Source organism: Pedobacter planticolens (genome assembly GCF_014172375.1).
Classification (GTDB): domain Bacteria; phylum Bacteroidota; class Bacteroidia; order Sphingobacteriales; family Sphingobacteriaceae; genus Pedobacter; species Pedobacter planticolens.
This window is the reverse complement of sequence record NZ_WNXD01000001.1, coordinates 985,502-1,004,421: the sequence shown is the minus strand read 5'-3', so window position 1 is coordinate 1,004,421 and position 18,920 is coordinate 985,502. Positions and strand designations below refer to the sequence as shown.

The window sequence follows — 18,920 nt, the reverse complement described above, 5'->3', positions numbered from 1 at the left end:
AAATTTAAAAAAATGAAGACATTTATAAAATATACGCTAGCATTTCTTATTCCGCTATCATTAGTTACAGCATGTAAGAAAGACTTTTTATCATCGCCACCAGTAAGCGTAGTTGATGCAAAAGCAATTTTTGGCAATCAATTACAAGCGGCTGGGTTTTTAGCTAATATTTATGCCGATTTAACAGGCGGACCAGATGAGTTTGGAGCGGGCACCAGTTTTACCAATATGAGTGATGAAGCAGAAGCAGGTTATCCTTATTACCCTTCTAATGGAAGCAATGTGGGTTCTTTTGATGGTAGTAACAACCCTGATAATGCCGCATTAACTGATAATTATCGCAAAATAAGAAAATGCAATATCCTATTGGCCAATAAAGATTTAATGACTTTTACACCAGCATTAAAAGATCAGTATTTGGCCGAAGCTCGCTTTTTAAGAGCTTTCTTTTACAGTGAATTACTGAAAAAATATGGGGGTATTCCTATTGTTACTTCCCCAGTAGATTATGAGCAGATTAAAGATTTTGATGCACAGGCAGAGCTGAAGAAAAGCTTAAAACGAGCTAAGTATTCAGAATGTGTAGATTTTATTGTTAAGCAATTAGACTCTGCTGCTGCAGTATTGCCATGGTCGCCGCCAACTGATTTAGAAAGAGGTAGAGCAACAGCAGCAGCTTGTGCTGCACTAAAAACAAAAGTATTGTTATATGCAGCTAGTCCATTGTTTAATGGATCTGGAAACGAAATTACTGGATATGCAAATGCTGACCCTAATCGTTGGCAATTAGCACTCGATGCTGCACGTGATTTTTTTACCAAAAATGTAACTGGTGCAAATTATTACACATTATACGCAGGTGGTTTCGATAAACTTTTTACTGAATCAAGAGATCCAAATAATAAAGAAATTATCTGGTACAGACAAGCTTCTAGCCAATCTAATACTTATTTCGATCCACCAAACCGTATGGGTGGTTTTACAGGATTTGATGTTTCACTTAATTTGGTCGATAAATTTGAAATGAAATCAGGCTTAGCCATTACCGATGCTGGTTCTGGTTATAATGAACAGCAATGGTGGGTTAACCGTGATCCGCGTTTAGCTTTTAGCGTATTAAGAAATGGTGATTTGTGGCGAGGAAACACGATGGAGTTTTGGGCAAAAGATATCTCAAACAACAACTTACCAGGTTTAGATTGGGGTAGCCAAAATCAAACTGCTATGACCATTAAAAAATTCCAACGACCAGATAATGCGGCCATTGTTACAAAATATCATTTTATAAGATTGGCGGATATATACCTGATGTTAGCCGAAGCGGCAAATGAAGTTAATGGCCCTACTACCGAGTCATATACTGCAATTAATGCTGTAAGAAACAGAGCAACCGTACTTATGCCTGGTCTACCAGCGGGTTTAACTAAAGAGCAAATGCGCTTACGTATACGAAACGAACGTGCAGTAGAACTGGCTTTCGAAAATCAACGGTATTTTGACGTGAGGCGCTGGAAAATTGCAGATCAAACCGATAATGGACCTTTTCAAGGTTTTGTAGTAGAGAAAAATGGATCTACTATAACTCATAACCGCTATACGTTAGAGGTTAGAAAATTTAATCCCAGAATGTATTTATACCCTATACCAGATGTAGAAATATTTAAAGGGGCAAACATCGTTCAAAATCCAGGTTATTAATTTTTAACGCTTAACAATTTTATGATGAATATTTTTTTAAAAAACATAAAAACCCTGGTTTTTGTAACCACATTAAACCTAATTTGTTTAGTTGCACTAAATGCTTTTGCACAAGACGTAACTAAAGGAGTGGTGAAAGATCAATTTGGAAAACCCATTGTTGGGGCCAGAATTGATGCAGGAAACCCAAAATATCCTATTATTAGTAATGCTAAAGGCGAATTTACGCTAACAGATAAGGATATTGATACTGTACGTATTAGTAAATCTGGCTATTTACCATTTAAACAGGCTGCTAATACAATAAAAGATTATAACGCACTAGTTTTGCAAACCGAGCAAAACTTTGATGGGAATATCTTATTACCTTGGAATACAACTACTACCAAAAAGTATTACGCAGGCTCAATTAATACCATTACGGGTAATGAAATGTCGAGATATCATAATCTTAACAACTCCAACTCCTTAGCCGGTAGCATGGCTGGTTTAATTACTGTACAAGGTAGTGATGAACCTGGTTATGATGGATCTGCACTTTACATTAGAGGAACCAGCACTTATAATTTTAGCGGCATTAGTACTTATGTAGATAATGTTCCATTAACATTTAGTCAGTTAGATCCCTTAGAAATTGATCAAATATCTATTTTGAAAGATGCTACTGCTAATGGCACTTATGGTATTACTGGTGCTAATAAAGCATTAATTGTAACTACGAAAAGAGGTGTTGCTTATCAGAACAAGATTAATTTTTACTCTCAATTTGGTTTTATCAAGCCGAATGCGCCACAAAATTACTTAGGCGCTAAAGATTATATGACCTTGTATAATGAAGCTGCTGTTAATGATGGACTTCCAATTCGTTTTACGCCAACACAAATAGCAGCATATGATGATCCAAATAGAAATATGGATCAATATCCTGATGTAGATTGGTATAAAGAATTGATAAAAACTGAGGCAGTTCAACAAAAATATAACCTTACCTTTTCTGGAGGTTCTAATGCAGTACGCTATTTTGTCCTCTTAGGTTATGCCAAACAAGGAGGTCTTTTTAAATATGGTGATGTTCCTGAAAAACTATATCAGTTTAATAGCAATAACTCATTTGATCGTTACAACTTTAGAACAAATATTGATTTTGCAATTACTCCAAGTTTAACTGCATCAGTTGATTTGGGTGGCCGATTAGAAAATCAAAAATCTCCAGGTGCTGGATCAAGTGGTACAAATGGGATTTGGTTAAATCTTTCTAGGTACCCATCAGGGCTTTTCCCAATGATTTATAGTAATGGTAACATTGGTGGTAATAGCCAATATGCGAGAAACCCTTATGGTATTATTACGAACACTGGTTATACCAATATTGCAACGCGTAATTTGTTAGGTACTACAAGGATAAATCAAAATTTTAACAAATTAGTTCAAGGATTAAGTGCAACTGCTGCTTTCTCTTATTATAATTCATACAATAATATTGAAGGTAGAACAATGGATTTTGCCAGTTATGAACTTCAGTCAAATGGTTCTTATCAAAAATTCGGAAATGATGTTTCATTAGCAGTAAGAGGCAGAACGGCTTCTCAAGATAGATTAAACATCTTTTGGGGCAAAGTTGATTATCAAAGAACATTTGGTACAAAACACGAACTTAATGCCAACGTGGGCTTTAACCAAAGCGTAAACACTAAGTCTGGGGATGATTACCCTTATGCCACCCAAGGCTTTTTTGGTAGAGTATTTTACAATTACAATAAAAAATACGTAGCTGAATTTAATGCGGGCTATAATGGTAGTGAAAACTTACCAAAAGGCGATAGATATGGGTTTTTCCCTTCGCTTGCATTAGGATGGATTGTAAGCAATGAGGATTTTATGCAAAATGCTAAAATTGATTTATTCAAACTTCGTGCATCTTATGGCATATTAGGAAATACCGATTTTGGTATTGGTGGCGACGCTAGAGCACGTTACCTGTATTTAAGCAATTACGAAACTGGAAGTAGCTATGTATTTGGCAATACCCCGGCTAGTGCAGCTGGTCGTAGAGAAGGACAATTAGGAAATGAAAACATTACTTGGGAAACTAACAAAATTGCAAATATTGGTTTAGATTTTGAGTTTTTTAAACACAGTATTGGCGGCAGCATTGACGTTTTTCAAGAAAGAAGAAATGACATATTAGCTTATCCGTCATCAATTTCTAGCATTGGTGGTTTTACAACCAAACCTACCAATGTGGGTATTATGGAAAACAAAGGCATTGATTGGGATATCTATTATCAGCGTAAAATTGGGGATCTTTCATTCGCTGTACATGCATTAGGTTCTTTCGTTAAAAACAAAATAACCAACATGGAAGAACAGATACAACCATATAGTTATTTGTATCGCACAGGTAATCCGTTAGGAACACCATTTGGTTTAACTTCAATTGGCTTTTTTAAAGATCAAAATGATATTAACAACAGCCCACGTCAAAACTTTAGCAATGTTAAACCAGGCGACATCAAATATAAAGATGAAAATAATGATGGTGTAATTGATGTGTATGACCAAGTTAGTTTAGGTAATCCGAACTTACCACAACTATACTACGGAGCTAGTTTAGATGTTGCTTACAAAGGCTTTGACATGAAGGTATTGTTTCAAGGTGCAGGCAGCAGAACAGTTAGTATATTATACGCTGGAACATCTGGATTTAGTGGTGGCAATAAACCAACCGACTTTGTGTTGAACAGATGGACACCAGCAACAACTGCAACCGCAACATCTCCTCGCCTATCATTAGGTGATAATGCCAATAATTATCAATCATCATCATTTTGGACTAGAGACGGTAGCTATTTAAGATTAAAAACTGTAGAACTTGGATATTCGTTACCACAATCATTGGTAAGCAAAGTGAAGTTGGCAAACGCCCGCTTCTTTGTCAGCAGTTTTAACTTATATACCTGGAGTGATTTGCCTTCTAATTTAGATCCTGAATTTATAGGTGCAGGTTTGGGTAGTTATCCAAGAACAAAATCGTTCAACTTAGGCTTTAATGTAGAATTTTAACCTCATAAATAAATAAACTTTATGAAAACCACGATAAAATTAATCACTTGTATAGGCATGGTTTTTTGCCTAATTGCAAGCATTACTTCTTGTAAGAAAAGTGTTTTAGATAGACCTCTGGATATAGAGGTAAAAGACTCCCTTGTTTTTGGTTATATTAATTATGCTACAGATTTTGTAACTGATATTTATGCCACTATCCCAAGTGGATATGCAGATTTTTCTGGAACGTTAAACGAAGCAGCTACAGATGATGCCAGACATGGTAATCCTGGTAATGGTGCTTATCGTTTTACTAATGATAGCTGGGGAATTACCATAAACGCTGATGATAAATATTCATCATATTATGCTGGTATACGTAAATGCAACCTATTTTTTAGTAAAATAGATTTGGTTAAATTAAAAGACCATACTGCTGATGTTAAAATAAACGGTTATACCGCCACCGAACAAAAAGATAGGCTTATTGGTGAGGTACTTTTTTTAAGAGCTTATTTTTATGCTGAATTATTAAAACGTTATGGTGGTGTGCCAATAGTAACTAAGGTGCTTGGTGTTGATGATGATTTAGATTTACCAAGAAATACATATGATGAAGTTGTGAAACAAATTTCTGATGATTGTGATGCTGCAATGGCTAAATTACCTACTTCTTATCTTATTGCAGGACCAAGAAGCATATCTGTAGTTAATTATTATGGTAGAGCCACAAAATGGGCTGCACAAGCTTTAAAAGCAAGGGTTTTATTGTATGCTGCAAGCCCTTTAAATAACCCTAGTGGTGATGCTACAAAATGGACGGCTGCCTATACGGCTGCAAAGCCATTTTTTGATGTAACACCAGTAACTCCTACGATGACATTAAACGCAGGAATTGCTGGTTATGAAGCGTTATTTAGAGGCAATACAACTAATTTAACCGAAATAATTTGGTCTAGACCTGCAACTAATTCTAGTACGCCGGAAGTATTAAATTTCCCGATAGGTATTGATGGAAGTTCTGGAGGAGGTATAAATCCTTCACAATCTTTAGTTGATGCGTATGAAATGAAACCATCTGGCAAACCTATTTCAGATGCAACAAGTGGTTATGACCCAGCTAATCCATACTTAAATAGAGACCCAAGGTTAGGTGCTACAATTTTTTACAATGGCGCATTGTTTAAAACAGGAAGAAGTATAGAAACTTTTGATGGCGGCTTAGATGGGCCACAAAAGGTTTATGGATCTTTAACGGGTTATTACATGAAGAAACATTTAGATGTTAACTTAAACCTTACCACAACCCAAGCCAGTCAGCACAATTTTATTTATTTCAGATTGGCAGAAATGCTTTTAGACTTTGCCGAAGCATTGAATGAAGCGCAAGGACCTGTTGCTGATGTTTATACTGCGATTAATAGAATAAGAACGAGAGCTACAATGCCAAATTTACCTGCTGGCTTAACAAAAGAACAAATGCGTGATAGAATTAGAAATGAAAGACGTGTTGAACTTGCTTTTGAAGGGCATAGGTATTGGGATGCTAGACGCTGGAATATTGCAAAGGATGTTTTTAATGGCCCTTTTTATGGGATGAAAATTGTAAAAACTGGAACAACAACCTTTACTTATACTCCTTATCAAGTAGAGACAAGGATATTTAAAGAATATATGAATCTATATCCTTTTCAGCAACGCGAGATTTTGGCAAACCCTAACTTGAAACAAAATTCTGGTTGGACTAAATAGATTTTAGCAACAGAAGAAAAAGCTCTTGATCAAAAGTCAGGAGCTTTTAAGCATTCTATTAAGTTTTAAAAAGCAAAATCCGTTTAGTTATTGCAAAGTTTCGTATGCTACAAATAACCTAATTACCCTAGTTTTATTTTTTAAATACTACTAACCAAATACTTATTCCATTAAGCACACCGTATGAACCAGAGATTTCTTTTATCTTTTTTATTTTCCTTATTAGTGATGAACACATTTGCTCAACAGACTATTTCGATTGTTACTAAGAATAACGTCTTGGTTTTAGAAACTGATAAGGACAATTCTTTATTATCAACCTATGTTGGAAAGAAATTGGCTAATGTTAGTGAATATCCATTGGTACAAACATTAGATAAATATAGACCAGGTTCTGATGATTTGTTTAATAAAAGAGAAGCTTACATAGCCTCTGGCTCTATTAATTTATTGGAACCTGCTTTAACGGTAACACATGGTGATGGAAATAAATCTACGGTTCTTACTTTTTCATCGGTAGAAGAAAAACAGCTTGATGGGAATAGGAAATTGACTAGTGTTGTGCTTAAAGATTTGAAGTACAAGTTTGAAGTGGTGTTGCAGTATTTAGCCTACTATAATGAGGATGTAATTGAGCAATGGACTGAAATCAAACATCAGGAAAAAGGGACTGTAGTGTTGAACAAATATGCATCGGCTAACCTTACTTTAAGTGGTAGAAAGTTCTTTTTGAAAAACCATTATAGTGGTGCTACTCGAGAAATGCGGTCTGAGGAGCAACAATTATTGCATGGCATTAAAACTATTGATTCGAAGTTAGGAACGAGAGCTAATTTGCTTCACTCCTCTTCGTTTATGGTTTCGATAGATGAACCTGCTACTGAAGATAGTGGTGATGTAATTGCTGGTTCGTTAGCTTGGTCGGGCAATTTTAAGCTTGACTTTGAGACCTTTGATGAGTACTATTTAAGAATAACTGCTGGTATTAATAACTTTTCATCGAACTATACTTTAAAAGCGGGTGAGCGTTTTGTGACACCTCATTTTGTGTATACCTACTCATCTGCTGGAAAGGGTTTAGCGAGTAGAAATTTACAGGATTGGGCAAGGAATTATCAGTTATTGGATGGCAAAGGAGAGCGATTGACCATTTTAAATAACTGGGAGACTACGTATTTTGATTTTAATGATGAAAAGCTAAATGAGTTGACTAAGGACACTAAGAAGTTGGGTGTTGATGTTTTTTTATTGGATGATGGTTGGTTTGGGAACAAATATCCTCGCAATGGTTCTACTTCTGGTTTGGGGGATTGGCAATACAATAAACAAAAGTTAAAAAACGGTATTGGTTCTTTAGGTAAGGAAGCTACGGCAAATGGTGTGAAATTTGGCATTTGGTTAGAGCCTGAAATGGTTAATCCGAAGAGTGAATTGTATGAAAATCATCCCGACTGGATAATTAGACAGCCTGATAGAAAAGAATTTTACATGCGCAACCAGTTGGTGCTGGATTTAACGAACCCTAAGGTGCAAGACTTTTTGTATGAAACTGTTGACAATGTTTTTAAGGAGGTTCCGGAGCTTGCTTTTATTAAATGGGATTGTAACTCTTTAATTTATAATGCGAACTCTCCTACTTTAAAGAATCAGGATCATTTTTACATTGACTATGTTAACGGATTAAACAATGTACTGGAGCGAATACGCAAAAAATATCCTAAAGTACCGATGATGCTTTGTGCTGGTGGGGGTTCGAGGGTTGATTATGGTGCTTTAAAATACTTTACTGAGTTTTGGCCAAGTGATAACACGAATGCATACGATAGGATTTTTATACAATGGGAATATTCTTACTATTTCCCTTCTATTGCAGTTGATAATCATATTACGGACATGGGCAACCAGCCTATTAAATTTAAAACTGATGTGGCAATGATGGGTAAATTAGGTTATGATGTTAAGGTAAATGAGTTGAGCAAGAACGATTTGCTTTTTAGTCAGCAAGCGGTGCAAACATATAACAGTTTTAAAGACATTGTTTGGCATGGACAGCAATATCGCTTGCAGGATCCTTATGAAAACAAGGTTGCTTCGATTGCTTATGTGAATGATGCTAAGGATGAAGCTATTGTTTTTAACTATTACGTGGCTACTCTTTTTACTAATGGGGTTTCGCTGCCTATACCACTTAAAGGATTAGATGCTACCAAGAATTATAGGATAGAAGAGATTAACTTATATCCTGGCGCAAAATCGCCGATTGATAATAACAAGATTTATTCAGGTGATTTTTTAATGAAGGTTGGTTTTAATCCGCAGGCAAGTGGAAATAGAACTAGTGTGGTTTTACGCGTAAAAGCGACTAACTAAATTGAATACAATACATTTTAAATTATGCGATACACACACTATAAACTTATACTAACGCTACTATTTTTATACTTAGCAGTTGGTTTATATACACCAATTTTTGCTCAACAAAAGGTAATTCCTTCTTTATTGCTTTGGGATAATAAACCTGCAACGGATTGGATGACTGAAGCCTACCCTATTGGTAATGGAAAAATTGGAGGGATGATTTTTGGCGGAGTAAACCAAGAGCATATTCAATTTAATGATAATACGCTTTGGACTGGGGATGAAAATAGCAGGGGTGCTTATCAGGCTTTTGGCGATCTGTTTATTGATTTCGTTCAGGCTGATAAGACATTTTCTGGTTATCGCCGTGAGCTTAATTTAGCAACAGCTAATCATGTTATTCGTTATGCTCAGAAAGGGGTAAATTATAAGCGAACATACTTTTGTAGTTTCCCAGATAAGGTAATGGTATTGAGGTTAGTTGCTGATAAAAAGGCTAGTTATTCTGCAACTATTCGGCTAAAAGATATGCGAGCTACTTTAACAACCGTTGTTGGGAATAAAATTCAATTTAGTGGCAAATTAGCTAATGGAATGCCTTATCAGGCTACTGCACAGGTTAAAATAGAAAACGGAACTAGTCGTATTGTTGCAGATGAAAGCGGTAATAAGCAATTAAAAATAGAAAAGGCAGATGCGATTACTTTAATTTTTACTGCGGCTACTAATTATAGTAATAAGCGTGAGGATAATTGGAAGGGTGAAGAACCTGCGCCAAAAATTGAACGTGTATTAAAGCAAGCAGTTGCAAAACCGTACGAGGCTTTATTGAAAGCGCATGTGGCGGATTATGAAAAATTGTTTAATCGTTTTTCTTTAAACTTGGGCGTTGCTACTGCAAGCAACATTAATGTACCAACCCATCAGCGTTTAATAAATTATAAGAAAACTGCTGACGCTGCATTGGAGGCTTTAATCTTTCAATATGGCAGGTACTTGTTAATTAGCTCATCGAGAAAGGGTGGCTTGCCTGCTAACCTGCAAGGGCTTTGGAACGAGAGCAATAACCCGCCTTGGGGAAGTGATTACCATTCTAACATTAATATTCAAATGAATTATTGGTTGGCTGAACCGACTAACCTTTCGGAATGCCACATTCCTTATTTAGATTACATTAATAGTATGCGTGAGGTAAGCAAAGTAAATACGCGTAAAGAGTACCCGAATACCCGCGGTTGGACGGTAAGAACTGAAAACAATATTTTTGGCGGGATGAGCTACTTATGGAATACACCTGGAAGTGCATGGTATGCTCAGGCGCTTTGGGAGCATTATGCTTTTACAAATGATAAGGCTTATTTAAGGAATTTCGCTTATCCTATTTTAAAGGAAATCTCTGAGTTTTGGGATGATCATTTAAAAAGAAGACCAGATGGAACTTTAGTTTCGCCATTGGGCTGGTCGCCGGAGCATGGACCTACTGAAGATGGGGTAACACACGACCAACAAATTGTGTACGATTTGTTTACTAATTACATTGAGGCTGCAAAAATATTAGGGATTGATAGTGCTTACAAAAATCATATTTCAGATTTGAGGGTTCATTTGTTGAAACCAAAAATTGGTAAGTGGGGACAGTTGCAGGAATGGGAAACGGATAGAGATGATCCAAAAGATCAGCATAGACATGTTTCTCAGCTTTTTGGTTTACACCCTGGTAAAGAAATTAGTTTTGCTAAAACCCCTGAATTAGCTAAAGCTGCTAAGGTGAGTTTAATTGCTCGAGGTGATGAATCGACTGGATGGTCTATGGCTTGGAAAATTAATTTTTGGGCTAGGTTAAAAGATGGGGATCATGCTTATAAAATAGTGCAAAACTTCATTACTCCTGTTGGTGGTTCGGGTACGGATTACAACAAAGGTGGTGGAATATATGCTAATTTGTTTTGCGCACATCCGCCTTTTCAAATTGATGGAAACTTTGGTGCAACAGCTGGCATTACAGAAATGCTTTTACAAAGTCAGGATGATTTTATTGAACTTTTACCTGCTTTACCTAGTGCTTGGAAAGACGGAGAGGTAAAAGGGCTGGTAGCAAGGGGCAATTTTGAATTGAATATGAAGTGGAGCGATCATAAATTAGTTGCTGCTGTACTTTTAGCTAGAGCTGGTGGTAGTTGTACTGTGAAATATCAAGGAAAAACTGCGGTTCTTAAAACTAAAAAGGGAGAAAGGTATGATTTAATGAAAGTATTAAAATAATTTCAACACTATTTAGTATTTTGTTGTCGAGATGATTACCGATTAAAAAATAGATTAGGTTATGAAAGCAGTTGGATTTAAAACATCGTTACCAATTAATGAAACCACTAGTTTTATTGAGTTTGAAACAGAAATACCACAGCCTTTGGGTCGTGAACTGTTGATAAGGATTGAAGCGGTATCAGTAAATCCGATAGATTATAAAATTCGTCAGAATAGTGCAAAAGAAACTGTTTTAGCTACGCCTAAAATTATTGGCTGGGATGCGGCAGGAATAGTAGAAGCAATTGGTAGTGAGGTTACATTATTCGGTGTTGGCGACAAAGTTTATTATGCAGGCGATTTGAATAAGCAGGGAAGTAATGCGGCTTATCAAGTTATTAACGAACGTATAGTAGGAAAAAAGCCAGTTTCATTAAGTATGGAAGAGGCTGCTGTAATGCCTTTAACTGGTGTTACTGCGTGGGAAATACTTTTCGATCGTATTCGCATTCATCCTGAAAAAGATAAAGGAAAAACTCTTTTAATTATTGGAGGTGCCGGTGGGGTTGGTTCAATCGCTATTCAATTGGCAAAAGAATTGGCTGGACTAACTGTAATCGCGACAGCATCTAGACCAGAAACTATAGCTTGGTGCGAAGAGCAAGGCGCTGATGTGGTGGTAAACCATAAAGATTTGGTTAATGAGGTGCGCAATGCAGGATTTGAATATGTAGATTTTATTGTTGATTTTGCTAGTACTAATTTGTATTGGGATAGCATGGTTGAACTGATTAAACCACAGGGACATATTGCATCTATTACTGGAAGTAATGAACCTGTACAATTAAATTTATTAAAGACAAAGAGTGTTAGTTTTTCATGGGAGTTAATGTATACGCGTTCTATGTTTGAAACAGATGATATGATTGAACAACATCATATTTTAAACAAAATGAGTGAGCTTTTTGATGCTGGTGTTTTAAAATCGACCTTGAATAAAACTTTAGTAGGATTAACTGCTGATAATTTTAAGGAGGCACATCGATTATTAGAATCAGGTAAAACGATTGGTAAAATTGCTATAAAATATTAGAATAAAGGGTGAGCTTTAAACTGAAATTATTTCAGCTCTGCTTTAATTACGATTGACAAAATGTTATCAAAACGAAAGATATTATTTGCATCTGGATTTGCTTTAATAGCAATATGCTTGATTGCTTTTTCACTTTTTTCTGCAGAAAAGGAAATTGATTTTAATTCGCAGGTTAAACCAATTCTCAATAAAAAATGTATTACTTGTCATGGAGGGGTGAAACAACAAGGCGGTTTTAGCGTGTTATTTAGGGAAGAAGCTTTGGCAAATACTAAAAGTGGAAAACCAGCCATCATTCCAGGAAATCCTGATAGCAGCGAGTTTATTAAACGAATAAAATCTGACGACCCTGAAGAACGGATGCCTTACAAGCACCCAGCTTTGAACAATGATGAAATAGATATTTTGAGTACTTGGGTAAAACAAGGTGCAAAATGGGGCAATCATTGGGCGTATGTGAGTGTAAAACCTACGGAGGTACCGGAGGTGGATAATGATTGGGTGCGCAATGATTTGGATAAATTTATTTTTGCAAAACTGGAAGAAAATAAATTAACACCTTCTAAAACTGCCGATAAAGCTACTTTATTAAGAAGGGTAAGTTTAGATTTGATTGGTACTTATCCATCGGAAAAATTAGCGAAGTTTTATTTGAATACTAAAGATGAACAAAAAGCTTATGAGGTACTTGTAGATAGTTTGCTGACTTCGCCTAAGTTCGGTGAGCGTTGGGCAACAATGTGGTTGGATATTGCTCGCTATGCTGACACAAAAGGTTATGAGAGCGATCCTAATCGAAATATTTGGAGCTATAGAGATTGGGTAATTAAGGCTTATAATAAGGATATGCCCTATAATCAGTTTATTACTGATCAAATTGCTGGAGATTTATTTCCAAACCCATCGGATGAACAATATATTGCTACGGCATTTAGTAGAAATACATCTACCAACGATGAGGGCGGCACAAATAATGAAGAGTTTAGAACGGCAGCCGTTTTAGATCGGGTAAATGCAACTTGGGAAGGATTAATGAGTACCACTTTTTCTTGTGTGCAGTGTCATGCTCACCCTTATGACCCATTTAAACATGATGAATACTATAAATTCATGTCGTATTTTAATAATACACGAGATGAAGATGTATCTGCAGAATATCCCCTATTTAAAAAGTTTAATGATAGTCTTCAAAATCAATTCAACAACTTAATTAGTTGGGTTAAAACCGTTTCTGGTAAGGAAAGAGCTGATCAAATGAGTTTGTTTTTAAAGACTGGACAGCCAGCCATCAATTCTACTACGGCTGATGAAATGGTAAATTCGGTAATTGGTAATCATAACATTGCTTTATATTTTAAAAACAATTCGGCTGCGAGGTTAAAAGGTGTGAATTTAGAGGGTGTTGATCAATTGATTTTGAGATATAATTGTACGAAGCCAAATGGAACGATGAGCTTGCATTTAGGTTCGCCAAATGGACCTCTTATCAAATCATGGAAAGCTGACGTTACAAAGGGAAATCAGAATATTAGTATAGATTTTGCTAAGCAAAGCGGTGTAAAAGATGTATACCTAAAATACACGAATGCTTCTGTTAAAAACCCTGATGAATTTATGGTTTATTTCGATTGGTTTTACTTTACAAAGCAGTTTCCAGGTGTGGGTAAGCCAGATTATATATCGTACAAAAAAACATTTATAGACTTAATGAATGTTCAAGTACCCACAACGCCTATTATGGTTGAAAACCCAGAAAGTATGCGCCGCAAAAACTATGTATTTGTGCGGGGTGCATGGACATCAAAAGGTAAAGAAGTAAATGTTGGCGTACCAAAATCTCTAGCCTTCGCTATGCCTAAAAATGCTCCAAACAATAGAATGGGATTAGCTATGTGGCTTACCGATAAACGAAATCCGTTAGTATCTAGAACTATGGTGAATAGATTGTGGGAGCAATTGTATGGAGCTGGTTTGGTTGAAACTTTAGAGGATATGGGTACGCAAGGCATGGCTCCTACTCACCAAGAATTATTAGATTTTATGGCTTACCAGTTGATGTATAAATATAACTGGAGCATTAAAAAAATGCTGAAAGAAATGGTTATGATGGCAACTTATAGGCAAGACAGTAAAGTAACTGAAGAGTTAAAAGAGAAAGACTTGTTTAATAAGTTTTATGCTCGAGGCTCGCGAATAAGGTTAAGTGCTGAGCAATTAAGAGATCAGAGTTTAGCGGTTTGTGGCGTATTAAGTACTAAAATGTATGGTCCACCAGTAATGCCTTGGCAACCTGAAGGGATTTGGTTTTCGCCCTATAATGGCGATAAATGGAGACTTAGTGCTGGAGAAGATAAATATAGAAGAGGAATTTATACCTATTGGAAACGAACTGCTCCTTACCCATCGGCTATTGCTTTTGATGGCGCATCGCGGATAGTTTGCAGTCCACGCCGCATTAGAACCAACACACCTTTACAAGCCCTAGTTACACTAAACGATAGTGTGTATGTTGATTTAGCGAGAAAACTAGCGCTACGCATGGAAAAAGTTGGTGGAAGTACAAGTACATCTAAAATATCAAAAGGATATGAATTGATATTGTACAAACCTATTCCGCAAAATAGATTAAAAGTATTTGAAGATTTATATACAAAAGCCTTTGCCTCGTTTAAAAAAGATGGTGCTAGTGCATCTGCTTTTATGGGCGATAAACAAAAGAAGTATAAACCTGAAGAAGCAGCACTCGTTTTAGTAGCTAATGCGATGTTAAATCTTGATGAAGTAATTACCAAAAATTGATGGATCATGACAAGAGATGAACTAAATGCCTATCGATTAATTAAGGAAGCACAAGAAGCTGAAGCATTGTTGCAATCACGTCGCCATTTTTTAAAAGAAAGTGCAATGGGATTGGGTGCTTTAGCAATGGGTTCGTTATTAGGTGGCTGTGGCAATTTTTTCTCTAGCCCACAAACCAAAATAGCTTATGACCCTGCACATCCTTTGTTGGCTAAATCGCCACCATTTGTTGGTAAAGCTAAAAGTGTAATTTACTTGCATATGGCTGGTGCACCATCTCAATTAGAGTTGTTTGATTTTAAACCAGAACTGATGAAAATGGATGGGCAGGATTGTCCCCCATCTTTATTGGCAGGAAAAAAGTTCGCCTTCATTACAGGAGTTCCAAAAATGCTTGGTCCGCAAGCTACATTTGCAAAACATGGACAAAGTGGTGCTTTGGTAAGTGATAATTTACCGCATTTTTCTACTATGGTAGATGAGGTTAGTTTCTTAAAAGCAGTTAAGACTGATCAATTTAACCATGCTCCTGCGCAATTGTTAGTGCATACGGGTTCGCCACGATTAGGCAGACCAAGTATGGGAAGTTGGGTTACTTATGGCTTGGGTTCAGAAAATCAAAATTTACCGGGCTATGTAGTATTAACTAGCGGTGGTAGTTTTCCTGATGCTGGAAAAAGTGTTTGGGGAAGTGGCTTTTTGCCTTCAGTTTATCAGGGTGTACAATGTCGTAGTGAAGGTGATCCTGTGCTATTTATAAAAGATCCCGATGGGATGAATAGAGATTTAAGAAAAGCATCTATCGAAGCTATCAATAAAGCTAATGAGCAACAATATCAAGAGTATAATGATCCAGAAATATTATCGCGGATAGCTCAATATGAAATGGCTTATCGGATGCAAATATCTGCACCAGAGGTGATGAACATTAATGATGAACCCGCTTATATTCATGAAATGTATGGCACACAACCAGGTAAAGCATGTTTTGCAAATAATGTGTTGCTTGCTCGTAAATTGGTAGAGAAGGGTGTTAGATATGTACAATTATTTGATTGGGGTTGGGATGCGCATGGTGATAGTCCGGGCAATTCATTAAATATTGGATTAAAGAATAAATGCCGCAGTATCGACAGACCTATAACGGCCCTATTGCTCGATTTAAAACAACGTGGTTTATTAGAAGAAACGCTAGTAGTTTGGGGTGGGGAATTTGGGCGTACGCCAATGATGGAGAATCGTAATGGTATACAAAATCCATTTAAAGGAAGAGATCACCATACAGAAGCATTTACGATATGGATGGCAGGTGGAGGAATTAAAAAAGGGTTTACACATGGTGAAACCGATGAAATAGGTTACAGCGCAATAAGCGGAAAAGTTGATGCTTTTGATATTCAAGCTACTATTTTAAATCAGTTAGGTTTTGATCATGAACAGTTTACTTATCCTTTTCAGGGTAGACCATTTAGATTAACCGATGTTGCTGGGAAAGTGATATCGGAGATAGTGGCCTAACTAATTATTGAATGTGAGAATTATTGAATATGAGGATGACCAATGAACAAATGAACTAGTGAACCAATGAACTAAAAGATGAACCAAACCAGAAGAACATTCTTACAAAATACAGCTGTAGTAACTGCAGCATCGCTTTTAGCGCCGATACAAAATATTAGTGCTAATGAATTTAAGAACATAACTGCAAAAGCTGGATATGAATTGTTGTTTATGCAAACCGATTGGGGTTTTGATGGAACCAGAGATGAGTTTTGTGCCGCTGCAAAAAAAGAAGGATATGAAGGAATTGAAGTGTGGTGGACTGATAAACCTGAAGATCAAAAAGAGCTTTTTGATGCTGTGAAAAAACATAAGCTACAAATTGGATTTTTATGTGCAGGAAATCAGTCAAATGCAGATGAACATTTTGCATTGTTTAAAAAGAATTTGGATGCGATTTGTGCAAATGCTTATCAAAAACCAGTATATGTAAATTGCCATTCAGGACGAGACTATTTTACTTATGAGCAGAATAAGCAGCTTATAGATTATACCACTGCAAAAACAAAATCATCTGGTATTCCTATTTATCACGAAACTCATAGGAGTAGAATGATGTTTGCTGCACATGTAACTCGTAATTTTGCAGAAAAGAATGCAGATCTACGCTTAACACTAGATATTTCGCATTGGTGTGCGGTTCATGAAAGTTTACTAGGCGATCAAAAAGAAACCATAGATTACTTATTGAAAAGAGTTGATCATATCCATTCTAGAATAGGACATCCTGAAGGGCCGCAAGTAAATGATCCAAGAGCACCAGAGTGGGAAAATGCTGTAAAAGCACATTTAGCATGGTGGGATAAAGTAATTGCTTACAAAAAAGAAAAAGGAGAAAGAATGACAATCCTTACCGAATTTGGTCCGCCAGATTATATGCCTACTTTGCCTTATACGCGTCAACCTGTTGCAGACCAGTGGGCAATAAATGTTTATATGATGAATTTATTAAGAAAGAGATATCAGTAAAAAGATGTTAGAGTTTTTTGGTCGCTTTCACCCTGTTTTTGTGCATCTCCCTATTGGGATTTTGCTTCTTGCTTGCATCTTTATTCTTTTATCGTTCAGTGCAAAGTTTGTTAATTTAAAACATGCTGTTCCTATCATGTTGTTGCTTGGCGCATTAAGTGCTGTTGTTTCTTGCTTAACAGGATATTTTTTATCCAATAGTGGAGATTATGATGGTAAACTAGTCAGTAATCACCAATGGATGGGTATTAGTGTTGCTGTTTTATCCATTATTTTATTTGCAATTTATAAGAAAGTAAAATCTAATGCAGTATTGGGTACAATTTCTGTAATCCTTATTGTATTGATTTCTATAACCGGTCATTTAGGTGGTTCCTTAACGCATGGTTCTGATTATTTAACTGCTCCATTAAAATCAGGGAATACAAAAAGTGGTGCGGCCATTCCTCCTATTCCGAATGTGCAAGAAGCCTTTGTTTATCAAAATGCTATTCAGCCTTTATTAAAAAACAGATGCTACAGTTGTCACGGTAGTGAAAAACAAAAAGGCAAATTGCGATTGGATGAAGAAGTCTATATTTTAAAAGGTGGCGAAGATGGAAATACCATTGTGAGGGGCAAAGCTGAAGAAAGTGAACTGATAAGACGATTGTTACTTCCTTTGGATAACAAAGATCATATGGCTCCGAAAGAGAAGCCACAGCTGACTGAAAATGAAATTAAGTTATTGAAATGGTGGATAGATAATGGTGCTGATTTTAAGAAGAAATTTAAAGATTTGCCTCAACCTGAAGGAATTAAATCGGTTTTAACAGGTTTACAGAAAGGCGAAAGTACACAAGAAGTAGCTAAATCTAATGATATCCCTACTGAAGAAGTGGATATGGTTGATCAAGAAGTATTGAAAAAATTCACTGCTAAAGGTGTTACTATATCCCCTATTGCACAAAACACAAATTATTTGTCGGCGAATTTTATCAATGCAGACGCGATGGGGAAAGATGTTTTAGACTTGATAAAATCGATAGAAAAACAATTGCTTTGGCTTAAGCTAGAGAATAAAAAAGTAAATGACCAAACTCTGAGTGCATTTAAAAATTGTAAAAATCTAACAAGGTTAAATCTAAATTATACTTCTATTACTGATGCAGGTTTAGCGCAGTTAAAAGGCTTAGATCAATTACAGTCATTGAGCTTGGTTGGTACAAACATCTCATTAAAAGGTATTGAACAATTGAAGCAGCTTAAGAATTTAAAGTTCTTGTATGTGTATCAAACTAAGGTGAGCAAAGCTGATTTAGCGAGCATTAAAAAACTATTGCCAAAGGTGAGTTTAGATACTGGAAATTATAAGATTCCATTTTTAGCTAAAGATACGATTGTAGTTAAGGCTTTATAAAAT

The 18,920-nt window shown here is 36.1% G+C and carries 10 protein-coding genes; all 10 read left to right on the top strand.

The window, feature by feature from the left end; genetic code table 11:
• The first annotated feature begins 12 nt into the window (after positions 1-12).
• Complete coding sequence (locus tag GM921_RS04215; protein ID WP_182921358.1) at positions 13-1,698, top strand: RagB/SusD family nutrient uptake outer membrane protein; 1,686 nt, start codon at positions 13-15, stop codon at positions 1,696-1,698.
• A gap of 24 nt (positions 1,699-1,722) precedes the next feature.
• Complete coding sequence (locus tag GM921_RS04210) at positions 1,723-4,761, top strand: SusC/RagA family TonB-linked outer membrane protein (RefSeq protein WP_182921357.1); 3,039 nt, start codon at positions 1,723-1,725, stop codon at positions 4,759-4,761.
• Positions 4,762-4,782: 21 nt separating this feature from the next.
• Entirely contained in the window at positions 4,783-6,495 is a 1,713-nt protein-coding gene (locus GM921_RS04205) for a RagB/SusD family nutrient uptake outer membrane protein (protein WP_182921356.1), read from the top strand.
• Between the two features lie 183 nt (positions 6,496-6,678).
• Positions 6,679-8,865 (top strand): alpha-galactosidase, encoded by a 2,187-nt coding sequence (locus GM921_RS04200; RefSeq protein WP_182921355.1) that lies wholly within the window; start codon positions 6,679-6,681, stop codon positions 8,863-8,865.
• A 24-nt stretch (positions 8,866-8,889) separates the two neighbouring features.
• Positions 8,890-11,115, top strand: coding sequence for a glycoside hydrolase family 95 protein (locus tag GM921_RS04195; RefSeq protein ID WP_182921354.1), 2,226 nt, complete (start codon positions 8,890-8,892; stop codon positions 11,113-11,115).
• Positions 11,116-11,176: 61 nt separating this feature from the next.
• Positions 11,177-12,190: a zinc-binding alcohol dehydrogenase family protein gene (locus tag GM921_RS04190; protein ID WP_182921353.1), complete on the top strand. Its 1,014-nt coding sequence runs from the start codon at positions 11,177-11,179 to the stop codon at positions 12,188-12,190.
• 60 nt (positions 12,191-12,250) lie between these two features.
• Positions 12,251-14,989, top strand: a complete 2,739-nt coding sequence (locus GM921_RS04185; RefSeq protein ID WP_182921352.1) for a DUF1553 domain-containing protein — start codon at positions 12,251-12,253, stop codon at positions 14,987-14,989.
• 6 nt (positions 14,990-14,995) lie between these two features.
• A complete protein-coding gene (locus tag GM921_RS04180; protein WP_182921351.1) occupies positions 14,996-16,507 on the top strand; it encodes a DUF1501 domain-containing protein in 1,512 nt (503 codons plus the stop codon).
• Between the two features lie 78 nt (positions 16,508-16,585).
• Positions 16,586-17,518 (top strand): sugar phosphate isomerase/epimerase family protein, encoded by a 933-nt coding sequence (locus tag GM921_RS04175; RefSeq protein ID WP_182921350.1) that lies wholly within the window; start codon positions 16,586-16,588, stop codon positions 17,516-17,518.
• Between the two features lie 4 nt (positions 17,519-17,522).
• On the top strand, positions 17,523-18,917 hold the full coding sequence (locus GM921_RS04170; protein WP_182921349.1) for a c-type cytochrome domain-containing protein: 1,395 nt from the start codon (positions 17,523-17,525) through the stop codon (positions 18,915-18,917).
• The last annotated feature ends 3 nt before the right edge of the window (positions 18,918-18,920 follow it).